This is a genomic window from Janibacter sp. Soil728 (genome assembly GCF_001428305.1).
Lineage (GTDB): Bacteria > Actinomycetota > Actinomycetes > Actinomycetales > Dermatophilaceae > Janibacter.
This window is the reverse complement of the sequence record NZ_LMRZ01000003.1, coordinates 457,643-469,965: the sequence shown is the minus strand read 5'-3', so window position 1 is coordinate 469,965 and position 12,323 is coordinate 457,643. Positions and strand designations below refer to the sequence as shown.

Genomic DNA, 12,323 nt, shown 5'->3' with positions numbered 1-12,323 from the left:
GATGACACCCAGACGTGACTGCAGTACCTACACCACAAGGAGAACCGCCACATGGCCGCCGAAATGATCTACGACGACGACGCCGACCTGTCCATCATCCAGGGCCGCAAGGTCGCCGTCATCGGCTATGGCTCGCAGGGCCACGCCCACGCACTCAACCTGCGTGACAGCGGCGTCGACGTGCGTGTCGGCCTGAAGGAAGGCAGCAAGAGCCGCGCCAAGGCGGAGGCCGAGGGCCTGACCGTCCTCACCCCGCGCGCGGCCGCCGCCGACGCTGACGTCATCGTCATCCTCGCGCCTGACCAGGTGCAGCGTCACCTCTACGCGGACGACATCGCCCCCGAGCTCAAGGACGGCGACGTCCTCGTCTTCGGCCACGGCTTCAACGTGCGCTTCGGCTATATCAAGGCACCGGCCGGCGTCGACGTCATCCTCGTCGCGCCCAAGGCCCCCGGCCACACCGTGCGTCGCGAGTTCGTCGACGGCCGCGGCATCCCGGACATCATCGCCGTGGAGCAGGACGCCTCCGGTCAGGCCTGGGACATCGCCAAGGCCTACGCCAAGGGCATCGGCGGCACCCGCGCCGGCGTCATCAAGACGACCTTCACCGAGGAGACCGAGACCGACCTCTTCGGGGAGCAGGCCGTCCTCTGCGGTGGTATGTCGCACCTCGTCCAGGCGGGCTTCGAGACGCTGACCGAGGCTGGCTACCAGCCGGAGATCGCCTACTTCGAGGTGCTCCACGAGCTGAAGCTCATCGTCGACCTCATGTGGGAGGGCGGCATCGCCAAGCAGCGCTGGTCGATCTCCGACACAGCCGAGTACGGCGACTACGTCTCCGGCCCGCGCGTCGTCGACTCGAAGGTCAAGGAGTCCATGCAGGGCATCCTCAAGGACATCCAGGACGGGACCTTCGCCACGCGCTTCATCGAGGACCAGGACAAGGGCGCCGTCGAGTTCAAGCAGCTGCGCGAGAAGGAGGCCGGTCACCCGATCGAGGCCACCGGCAAGGCGCTGCGCGCGCACTTCGCGTGGAAGTCCGGCGACGACGACTACACCGAGGGCTCTGCCGCTCGCTGATCACGCACTCCCGCCGCGGTCACCCCCGCGAGCGGGTCCCCACAGGGGGCGCCCACCGGCTCATCAGCCGGGGCGCCCCCTGTGTCATGCCCGGCCCGCGCTGGGTGCCTGGGTGCGTGGGTGCCTGGGTGCGTGGGCGGGGCCATGGCTGGGGGAAGCAGCTGGGTGGAGGTGGACGCGCGGGGGATTCGTCGGCGGGTTTACCTCCACCGACGAAGGGGGAGCTGCCCTCAGCCGGCGAGGTGGCCCCACGCGGGGGAGAGCTCGCTCCACGGGCCGATCGCGACGGCCCGGCCCGCGACGAGCACCACGACCCGGTCTGCCTGCTCGAGCGCAGCGCGCTTGGACGTGGCCCCGATGACCGTGGCGCCCTGCTCGCGCAGGCCCTGCCACAGAGCGATCTCGGTCGTCGCGTCGAGCGCGGACGAGACATCGTCGGCGAGCAGCAGCTCGGCCTCGGTGGCCAGCGCGCGGGCCAGCGCCAGACGCTGGACCTGTCCGCCCGAGAGACGCACCCCGCGGTGCCCGACGAGCGAGTCCGGGCCGCCGGCCGAGGAGACGTCGTCGCTCAGCCGGGCCAGAGCGACCGGGTCCTCGAGGGGCCGATCGTGCCCGAGCTGCACATTGTCGGTGAAGGTCCCTGACAGCACCCGAGGCACCTGGGCGACGTGGGCGACCCGACCGGGTCGCAGCACACGCTGTGGGTCGGTGACGGGCTGGCCGTTCCACAGGACGCTGCCGCGGTGATCGACCAGCCCGGCGAGGGAGGCGAGCAGGCTCGACTTGCCGGACCCGACCTGCCCGATGAGCAGCACGAGCTCTCCGGCGTGGACGGTCAGGTCGATGTCGGTGGCGCCGATCGTCCCGTCGTCGTGGACGACCGTGACATCTCGTAGCTCGAGGTGCTGCAGTGGCTCGCGCTCACCGGCGACCGGTGACGGGGCGGTGCCCTCGACCAGGTCGACGCCCTCGGGCAGGTCCATCAGGTCGGTCCCGCCTGCGAAGTGCGCCGTCTCCACCTGCCAGGCCCGCGTGCCGGGGGCCTCGGTGACGACCATGCTCGCGACCCGACCGAACCAGTCGAAGCCGGCGACCGCACCCGAGACGAGGATGGCCGTGCCGAGCCCCCAGCCGCCCGCGACGTGGATCCACCAGGTCGCGACGACTCCGGACTGCACCATGACGAGCGGCACGGCGTCGAGGACGGCCTGCACCCGGTGCTCCTTGACCGCGGCATCGACGCGTCCGCCGTCGACCTCGCGCAGGTGCCGTCGGACGTGCGGGGTCGCCGCCGCCAGCTTGATCGTGCGCACCGACTCCAGCGCGGAGACGACGGCTCGACCAAAGCCTGCGCGCGCGGTGGACGCGGCAGCAGCCGAACGGCCGGCGATCGGACGGCCGAAGCTGGCCGCGACGGCAGAGGTGACCATGACGGTCAGGAGCACTGCACCCGCGACCCAGGTGCCGGCGAGCACAGCGGTGAGCGCCGCGATGACGAGGCCGTTGATGAAGTCGACCCACCTGTCGGCATAGCGCGCGTAGCGGTCGGCGTCCATCGAGCGGGCGACGACCTCACCGGGAGGGGTCCGGGGCAGCCGCTCGGCGCGGATCTGGCCGACGAGGACCGCCATGCGGGTGCGCAGCATGACCTCGATCCACCAGCGTGGGTAGCGAGCGAAGGCTTCCGCGGTGAGGAAGGGGACGACGAGCAGGCTGAGTGCGAGCACGATCGCGAGCGCTGTCGGGTCCTGCCCGGCCTGCAGGCCCTCGACGATGCGACCCCAGACGAGGCCGGTGACTGCTCCTTGAGCACTCAGGAGCGACATGGCCAAGAAGCAGATCGCTCCGGCGACGCCCCACGTCGGAGTGACCGAGAGCGCGTGCACGATGCCTCGTGCGAGCGAGGGGCCGTCGCTGATCTCGGGCACCTCGGGGGGCGTCGTCGTGCGGCGCCGTCCGCCGACCGGGTCGAGGTCGGAGTGGTCGAGGTGCCCCTGCGCTGCGGGCAGGTCCGTCGCCGACTCGGTCCGGCTGTCGAGCAGGAGTCTGCGGAAGGGGCCCTCCATCTCCGCGAGCTGCGTGCGCCGCCCCTGCTGGATGACTCGGCCGTGATCGAGGACCACGACGTGCGGTGCTCGCTCGATGGTGTTGAGGCGGTGGGCGATGAGGATGCCGGTGCGGCCGACGAGCAGCCGGTCCGCGGCTGACACGACCCGGCGTTCGGTGAGCGGGTCCATGCGGGCGGTCGCCTCGTCGAGGACGACGACGCGGACACGGCGCACGAGCAGTCGGGCGAAGGCGACCAGCTGCTCCTCCCCGGCGGACAGGGTGGTGCCGCCGGGGCCCAGCAGCGTGTCGAGGCCGCCCGGCAGTCCCTCGACCCAGTCGCGCAGACCGAGCTCGATGACGGCCGCCTCGATGTCAGCACGCGGGATGTCGTCGAAGAGGGAGATGTTGTCAGCGAGGGTGGCAGCCACGATCTCGGTCCGCTGCGTGACGACCCCGACATCCGTGCGCAGCCGCTGCAGGTCGATGTCTCGCACGTCGACACCGCCGACGAAGACGCTGCCGCGGGGCGGCTCGACAGCCCGCGAGACGAAGGACGCCAGTGTCGACTTGCCGGAGCCGGTCCTCCCGACGAGCGCGACGGTCTCGCCCGCGGGTGCGGCGAAGGTGACATCGCGCAGGGCGAAGCTGCCTTCGGCATAGGAGAAGTCCAGGCCGCGCACCTCGACGGCGACCTCGGCCCCGTCGGGAACCGGGACCCCGCCGCGCGGCTCGGGCTCGACGGCGAGCATCTGGCGCAGCCGGATGACGGCACCCAGACCGGCCTGCAGGTCTGGGAGGTGGTTGGCCAGCTGGCTGACCAGTCCGACGAAGGTCGACGTGACGAGGAAGAGGGTGACCAGCTCGCCCACCGACAGCGAGTCGCTCACGGTCAAGGCGATGCCGGCGATGCCGATGCCGGCGAGGAGCGAGTGGAGCAGCAGGCCCGCACGACGGGCCAGCTGGCTCTCGAGAGTGACGACGTCACGGAATCGTGCGTGCACCCGGGCCGTGAGCGTTGCCAGCCGTTGCACCATGTGCGCCTGACCCAGGCTCGTGCGCAGGTCGTCGCGTCCGGCGATGCCCTCCTCGAGCGCGCTCGCGTGGTCGGTCCAGGCCATCTCCTCGATGACCTTGCGGCGGGCGATCTCGCCGAGCAGGGGCCGCACGGCCACTCCCGTCAGGCCCGCGAGCACCGGGAAGATCAGCCACGCGGGCCACCAGGTCAGCCCGGCGACGATCCACATCGGGAGGACGGAGAAGGCGGTGCGGGCGAACATCCACAGCTGCCATCGCATGAGGTTGCCGACCTCGTGGGTGTCGTCGTCGACCCGGTCGAGGATCTCGCCAGCGGCCTGCTCGGACAGGACTGCGACCGGCTGGGCCAGGGCCGCGTCGAGCAGGTCGTCGCGCAGCACGCCCTCGGCCCGGTCGGACAGGCCGACCCACACGACCTTGCCGATGTTGTCGATGAGCGCGCCGCCGATCACGAGCACGGCGAGCATCTGGACGAGAGCGATCGTCGGGGTCTCGGCGAGGCGACCGATGACCACCGTGCCGAGGGTGAGCAGGATCGCGGCCAGGGCCGAGCACACGAGCGCCGCAGCGGCGGCGGGCGAGCGCATCCGGCGCCAGGTGACGGTGCGCTCCGGGGGTGTCGGGTCGGTCGTGGTGGTCGGGGGCGGCGTGGCGGTCCGCTGAAGGGTCTGGGTCATGACCTGTCAAGGCTATGTCCACCCACCGACACGCGCCTCCCATTTATTGGGTCCCGGTCCCTGAGGAGGCCGCCCGCGGCCGTCTCGTCCCGGTCCCTGAGGAGGCCGTCTCGTCCCGGTCCCTGAGGAGGCCGTCTCGTCCCGGTCCCTGAGGAGGCCGCCCGCGGCCGTCTCGAAGGGTCAGACGCCCGTCCACGCACTGGATGGGGCCTTCCGGTGGGCCACCCGACCGGCGTACCGTCGCACGATCGCCCGGCCTACCCGGCCCCACCCCCTTCGCACCATCGGCACCCCCACCCACCGTGCCCGTCCGCACCACCCCAGCTGCACATATCGAGGAGCCGTCATGAGCGACGAGGCCACCGAAGCCCGCCGCGCCCTCCAGGAGAGCCTGGACCGCCGCGACTGCGGCGAGTGAGCGCACCCGCACCTCCAGGCGCCCCCGACCGCACGGTCGGGGGCGCCTGCATGTGAGACGCGGTATCACTCCTCGGCACGTCGAACTACGGTGGAGGCATGCCTGAGCTGCGTTCTCGAACCACCACCCACGGTCGCAACATGGCCGGTGCCCGTGCCCTGTGGCGCGCCACCGGTATGGGTGAGGGCGACTTCGGCAAGCCGATCGTCGCGATCGCCAACTCCTTCACCCAGTTCGTCCCCGGGCACGTCCACCTCAAGGACATGGGCCAGCTCGTCGCCGGCGCCATCGAGGAGGCCGGGGGAGTCGGCAAGGAGTTCAACACCATCGCCGTCGACGACGGCATCGCGATGGGTCACCACGGGATGCTCTACTCCCTGCCGAGTCGCGAGATCATCGCCGACTCGATCGAGTACATGGTCAACGCGCACTGCGCCGATGCCCTCGTGTGCATCTCCAACTGCGACAAAATCACGCCCGGCATGCTCCTGGCCGCGCTGCGGTTGAACATCCCGACCGTCTTCGTCTCCGGCGGGCCGATGGAGGCCGGCAAGGCGATCATCGGCGAGGACGGCGAGACCTTCACCCGCCTCGACCTCGTCGACGCGATGGTCAAGGCGGTCGACGACAACGTCAGCGACGAGGAGATCTCCGCGATCGAGCAGGCGGCCTGCCCCACCTGCGGCTCCTGCTCGGGCATGTTCACCGCCAACTCGATGAACTGCCTGACCGAGGCGCTCGGCCTCTCGCTCCCGGGCAACGGCTCGACGCTCGCGACCTCCGCGGCCCGCCGCGACCTCTTCCTCGACGCCGGCGCCCTGGTCGTCGACCTGTGCCGCGACTACTACGACGGTGACGACGAGTCGGTCCTGCCGCGCTCGATCGCGACGAAGGCCGCCTTCGCCAATGCCATGCGTCTGGACATCGCCATGGGGGGCTCGACCAACACGATCCTGCACCTGCTCGCCGCCGCCCAGGAGGCGGAGGTCGACTTCGACCAGCACGACATCGACGCGCTCTCCCGCGTGACCCCGTGCCTGGTCAAGGTCGCGCCCAACTCGAGCGACTACTACATGGAGGACGTCCACCGGGCCGGCGGTGTGTCCGCCATCCTCGGTGAGCTGCACCGCGGGGGCATGCTCGAAACCGATGTGCGCTCGGTGCACAGCAAGACCCTCGAGCAGTGGCTCTCCGACTGGGACATCCGCTCCGGCGCCACGACCGCCAAGGCGACCGAGCTCTTCCACGCAGCTCCCGGCGGCGTGCGTACGACCGAGGCCTTCTCCTCGACCAACCGCTGGACCAGCCTCGACACCGACGGCGAGGACGGGTGCATCCGCTCCGTCGAGCATGCCTTCACGGCCGAGGGCGGGCTCGCCGTCCTCACCGGCAACCTCGCCCCCGACGGCTGCATCGTCAAGACCGCCGGAGTGCCCGAGCACCAGTGGAACTTCTCCGGCCCGGCCCGCGTCGCCGAGTCCCAGGACGACGCGGTGACGATGATCCTGTCCAAGGAGGTGCAGGAGGGCGAGGTCCTCGTCATCCGCTACGAGGGCCCCAAGGGCGGCCCCGGCATGCAGGAGATGCTCTACCCGACCTCTTACCTCAAGGGCACCGGTCTGGGCCAGAAGTGCGCCCTGATCACCGACGGCCGCTTCTCCGGCGGCTCCTCGGGCCTGTCCATCGGCCACGTCTCCCCGGAGGCCGCCTCGGGCGGCGCGATCGGTCTGGTGCAGGACGGCGACGTCATCGAGTTCGACATCCCCGGCCGCCGCGTCAACCTGCTCGTCGACGACACCGAGCTGTCCCGCCGCCGCACCGAGCAGGACGCGAAGGGGTGGGCCCCCGTCAGCCGCGAACGTCCCATCTCCCCGGCGCTGAAGATCTTCGCGAAGTTCGCCCAGTCCGCCGACAAGGGCGCCGCGCGCAAGGTCGACTGACGAGACCCCTTCGCCCCCTGTCGCTGCATTGCCCTAGGGCAATGCGGGCTCACGTCCGCATCGCGGGACGAGGGGTTCACATGTCGGGACGGCGTCCTAGGGTTGACCGCATGAGCGACGCGCAGCAGACCACGTTCGACATCGCTGTCCTCGGGGGCGACGGAATCGGCCCCGAGGTGGTGGCCGAGGGCCTGAAGGTCCTCGCGGCCACCGGCGTCGACGTCCGCACCACCGAGTACGACCTGGGCGCTGCCCGCTGGCACCGCACGGGGGAGACCCTGCCCGACTCCGTCGTCGAGGAGCTGCGCGGTCACGACGGCATCCTCCTGGGCGCGATCGGCGACCCGACCGTACCGTCCGGTGTGCTCGAGCGTGGCGTGCTGCTCCCCCTTCGCTTTGCATTGGACCACTACGTCAACCTGCGTCCGGCCAAGCTCTTCCCGGGCGTCACGAGCCCGCTGTCGAACGAGGTCACCGACAAGGGCCTGGACTTCGTCGTCGTCCGCGAGGGCACCGAGGGTCCCTATGTCGGCAACGGCGGCGCGCTGCGCGTCGGCACCCCGCACGAGATCGCGACCGAGGTCAGCGTCAACACCCGCTTCGGCGTCGAGCGCGTCGTGCGCGACGCCTTGGCCCGCGCCCAGGCCCGACCGCGCAAGCACCTGACCCTCGTGCACAAGCACAACGTGCTCGTCCATGCGGGTCACCTCTGGCGCCGCACCGTCGAGGAGGTCGGCGCAGAGTTTCCCGACGTCGAGACCGCCTACCAGCACGTCGACGCCGCGACGATCTTCCTCGCGACCGACCCGGCGCGCTTCGACGTCATCGTCACCGACAACCTCTTCGGCGACATCATCACCGACATCGCCGCGGCCGTCGCCGGTGGCATCGGCCTGGCCGCGAGCGGCAACATCAACCCCACCCGCGAGGCCCCGAGCATGTTCGAGCCGGTCCACGGTTCGGCCCCCGACATCGCCGGTCAGGGCAAGGCCGACCCGACGGCCGCGATCTTGTCCGTCGCCATGCTGCTGGACCACCTGGGTCGTCCCGAGGACGCCCAGCGCATCGAGGCGGCCGTCGCGGGCGACCTCGCCGAGCGCTCGGGTGAGCGGTCCACCAGCCAGATCGGGGACGCGATCGCCGCTCTGCTCTGAGACACCGCTCCCGAGGGGTAACCTGCAACACACCAGACCCCCGAGGAGACGTGTCACCGATGACCGCTGAGCTGACCTTCGCGACCACCCGCAGCGAAGCCCCCCTGTCCGACGCCGAGCGTGAGGCCGTCCTGGCCAACCCCGGCTTCGGGTCCACCTTCACCGACCACATGGTCACGGCCACGTGGACCAAGGGAGAGGGCTGGCACACCGGCGGGGTGCGTCCCTTCGGGCCGCTGCAGATCAGCCCGGCCGCATCGGTCCTGCACTACGCCCAAGAGGTCTTCGAGGGCATGAAGGCCTACCGCCACGAGGACGGCTCGGTGTGGACCTTCCGGCCCGACCGCAACGCCGCCCGGATGGCGCGCAGCTGCGAGCGACTGGCCCTCCCGACGATCTCCGAGGAGGACTTCGTGGCGGGGATCAAGGCCCTCGTCGAGGCCGACAAGGCGTGGGTCCCGGCGTATGGCAGCGGCGAGATGAGCCTCTACCTGCGTCCCTTCATGTTCGCCTCCGAGGCCTTCCTCGGCGTCCGGCCGGCCAACGAGGTCACCTTCTGCGTCATCGCGAGCCCGGCGGGTGCCTACTTCCCCGGTGGCCTGAAGCCGGTCAACCTGTGGTTGAGCCGTGACTACGCGCGTGCTGGCGCCGGGGGCACCGGCGCCGCCAAGTGCGGTGGCAACTACGCCTCGTCGCTCGCCGGTCAGATGGAGGGCATCGAGCACGGCTGCGACCAGGTGGTCTTCCTCGACTCCTCGACGCAGACCTACATCGAGGAGCTCGGCGGGATGAACCTCTTCTTCGTCACCAAGGACGGCCGGCTGCGCACCCCCGCGCTCACCGGCTCGATCCTCGAGGGCGTCACCCGCGCCTCGATCCTCGAGCTCGCTCCCGACCTGGGCCTCACGCCCGAGGAGTCGCGCATCGAGATCGACGAGTGGACGCAAGGGGTCGCCTCCGGTGAGATCACCGAGGTCTTCGCCTGTGGCACCGCCGCCGTCGTCACGCCCGTGGGTGAGCTGCGTTGGGACGGTGGCTCGACTGCGTCCACTGCTGGCGAAGGGGGCGGGGAGTACACCCGCAGGATCCGCCAGGCACTCCTCGACATCCAGTACGGCGTCGCCGAGGACACGCGCGGTTGGATGACCCGCCTCGCCTGACCTCGCCCTCGTGGCCGAGACTGGGCCCGTGACCCCACGGCTCATCGCGACCGATCTCGACGGCACCCTGCTGCGCAGTGACGGGAGCGTCTCGCAGCGCTCGGTCGACGCCCTTCGCGCTGTCGCCGAGGCCGGCATCGAGACGGTGCTCGTCACCGCGCGCCCGCCCAGGTGGCTCGACGAGCTCGCGCACGTCGTCGGGGCCAGGGGAGTGGCGATCTGCGGCAACGGTGCCTTCCGCTACGACGTCGCCGAGCGACGGATCTTCGGCGTGCGGTCCATCCCTCGCGGCATCGTCACGGCGATCGTGCACGACCTGCGCGAGCAGGTGCCGGGCACCGGCTTCGCCGCGGAGCGGCACAACGGGTTGGCCGCGGAGAGCATGTTCGCCGCGATCCACGACCACCCGGAGGACCTCGTGACGACACCGGCCATCGAGCTGCTCACCGATGCCTCCGTCGGCAAGCTGCTGGCCCGCAACCCGCACCTGACCGACGACGAGTTCATCCGGGTCGCCACCGAGGTGGTGGGGGACCGGGCGATCGTCGCCTTCTCCGGGGCCGGCGGGCTCGCGGAGATCTCGGCTGTCGGCGTGACCAAGGCCGCCGCGCTCGCCGGCTGGTGCGCCGAGCTCGGGATCGCGGCGGAGGATGTGTGGGCCTTCGGCGACATGCCCAACGATCTGCCGATGCTCACCTGGGCTGGGCGCTCCTTCGCCGTGGCCAATGCCCATCCGGAGGTGCTGGCCGTGGCGACCGACCGGGCGCCGGGCAATGACGAGGACGGCGTCGCGCAGGTCCTCGAAGGTCTCATCGGGTGAATCGCCGCGTCCCACGATCCGGACACGGGACAAGGTGGCCGATGCATCGGTGCCATGGTGAGCGCGTGATGCTTCAGATGACGACCCGGGCTGCTACCGCAGCCGAGCTCATTATCTAGGCGCGACGAGCCACCTGCTCGTCGCGCAGACCTCCCGCACCCGGGGGGTCTTTTGCATGTGTCGAGCAGTTGGCGACAACGGCAGACGGATCCGGAGCATCACCCCAAGCACCGGACGGGCGCGACGAGCAGGTGTCACACTGCGGGGAGGCGAGCAGCCCCCTTCGTCCCGAACGAGAGATCCCGCCATGCACGGCTTCCACGTCTACGACACGACCATGCGCGATGGTGCCCAGCAGGAGGGCATCAACCTCTCGGTCGTCGACAAGCTGACGATTGCGCGGCACCTGGACGACCTGGGCGTCACCCACATCGAAGGGGGCTGGCCCGGCGCCAACCCCAACGACACCGAGTTCTTCGCGCGGGCAGCCACCGAGCTCGAGCTGCACAGCGCGACGCTGGCCGCCTTCGGTGCCACCCGGCGTGCGGGTGGCTCGGCCGCCACGGACCCGCAGGTCCAGGCACTCCTCGACTCCGGGGCCGAGGTCATCACGCTCGTGGCCAAGATGCACCCCGGCCACGTCGAGCGAGCACTGAAGACCAGCCGCGAGGAGAACCTCGCGATGATCACCGACACCGTGAGCCATCTGCGCGCGCAGGGTCGCACGATCATGGTCGACGGTGAGCACTTCTTCGACGGCTACCACCTCGAGCGTGACTACGCCCTGGCCTGCGTGCGCGCCGCCCATGAGGCCGGCGCCGAGGTCGTCGCCGTGTGCGACACCAACGGCGGCATGCTGCCGGGGCAGGTGAGCGCGGCGGTGGCTGACGTCATCGAGGCGACCGGTGCGCGCCTGGGGATCCACTGCCACAACGACACCGGCTGCGCGGTGGCCAACACGATGGCGGCCGTCGAGGCGGGCGCCGACCACGTGCAGGGCACGGTCAATGCCTATGGCGAGCGCACCGGCAACGCCGACCTGATCACCGTGATCGCCAACCTGCAGCTCAAGCTCGGCATGGACCTGGTGGAGCCGCACCGGCTCCAGGACGCCACCCGCATCGCGCACGCGGTGAGCGAGGTGACCAACTTCCCGCACTTCTCCCGCCAGCCCTATGTCGGCTCGGGGGCGTTCGCCCACAAGGCCGGTCTGCACGCGAGCGCGATCAAGGTCGACCCCGACCTCTACCAGCACATCGAGCCCAAGGACGTCGGCAATGACATGCGCATGCTCGTCTCCGACATGGCTGGGCGGGCGACGGTCGAGCTCAAGAGCCGCGAGTTCGGCGTCGACCTCTCGGGCGACGACGACGCACTGACCCGGGTCCTGGCCAAGGTCAAGGAGCTGGAGCAGCAGGGCTACACCTTCGACGCGGCCGATGCGTCCTTCGAGCTGCTGCTGCGGCGGGAGCTCGACGAGGAGGCTCCCGAGTACGCGCAGATCGAGTCCTGGCGGATCATGATCGATGCCCGGGGCGGAGCCGACGCGATGTCCGAGGCGACCGTCAAGGCCGTCGCCGGCGGGCAGCGGCTCGTCGCGACGGGGGAGGGCAACGGCCCCGTCAACGCCCTCGACCAGGGCCTGCGTCAGGCGCTGTCGGTCGTCTACCCGGAGCTCGATCGGATCGAGCTCATCGACTACAAGGTGCGCATCCTCGACGCGGCACACGGCACCGATGCGACGACCCGGGTGCTCATCGAGCACAGCGACGGCGCGACCTCGTGGACGACCGTCGGGGTCGCGCCCAACATCGTCGAGGCCTCGTGGTTGGCCCTCGTCGACGGCGTCACCTACGGGCTGATGCGCGCCGGCGTCCCCGTCCGCTGAGGCGCGGCAACCCCCCTTCGCCCCGCCGCCCCCCACTCCCCGGGTGGAGGTAAACGCGCGGGTGGATCGTCGGCGAGTCCGCATCCACCCGGGTGCCCCGAC

The 12,323-nt window shown here is 70.7% G+C and carries 7 protein-coding genes; 6 read left to right on the top strand and 1 reads right to left on the bottom strand.

The features are described 5' to 3' along the window. Positions 1-51: 51 nt before the first annotated feature. Entirely contained in the window at positions 52-1,080 is a 1,029-nt protein-coding gene (ilvC, locus tag ASG73_RS06410) for a ketol-acid reductoisomerase (RefSeq protein ID WP_055992510.1), read from the top strand. 230 nt (positions 1,081-1,310) lie between these two features. Here ilvC and ASG73_RS06405 read toward each other — a convergent pair whose 3' ends face one another. Beyond that, positions 1,311-4,841 carry an ATP-binding cassette domain-containing protein gene (locus tag ASG73_RS06405; RefSeq protein WP_055992507.1) on the bottom strand — a complete coding sequence of 1,177 codons (3,531 nt, stop codon included), beginning with the start codon at positions 4,839-4,841 and terminating at the stop codon, positions 1,311-1,313. Positions 4,842-5,357: 516 nt separating this feature from the next. Between ASG73_RS06405 and ilvD the strand changes: the two genes are divergently transcribed. From ilvD to cimA, 5 genes are all read left to right on the top strand, one after another. After that, positions 5,358-7,199: a dihydroxy-acid dehydratase gene (gene ilvD / locus ASG73_RS06400; protein ID WP_055992504.1), complete on the top strand. Its 1,842-nt coding sequence runs from the start codon at positions 5,358-5,360 to the stop codon at positions 7,197-7,199. Between the two features lie 110 nt (positions 7,200-7,309). After that, positions 7,310-8,353, top strand: a complete 1,044-nt coding sequence (locus tag ASG73_RS06395) for a 3-isopropylmalate dehydrogenase (RefSeq protein WP_055992501.1) — start codon at positions 7,310-7,312, stop codon at positions 8,351-8,353. A 59-nt stretch (positions 8,354-8,412) separates the two neighbouring features. Beyond that, entirely contained in the window at positions 8,413-9,513 is a 1,101-nt protein-coding gene (locus ASG73_RS06390; protein ID WP_055992498.1) for a branched-chain amino acid aminotransferase, read from the top strand. 28 nt (positions 9,514-9,541) lie between these two features. Beyond that, the gene (locus ASG73_RS06385; RefSeq protein ID WP_055992810.1) at positions 9,542-10,333 is read left to right on the top strand and encodes an HAD family hydrolase; all 792 of its coding nucleotides are present in this window, start codon (positions 9,542-9,544) and stop codon (positions 10,331-10,333) included. 307 nt (positions 10,334-10,640) lie between these two features. Then, positions 10,641-12,221, top strand: a complete 1,581-nt coding sequence (gene cimA / locus ASG73_RS06380; RefSeq protein WP_055992495.1) for a citramalate synthase — start codon at positions 10,641-10,643, stop codon at positions 12,219-12,221. Positions 12,222-12,323: the final 102 nt, after the last annotated feature.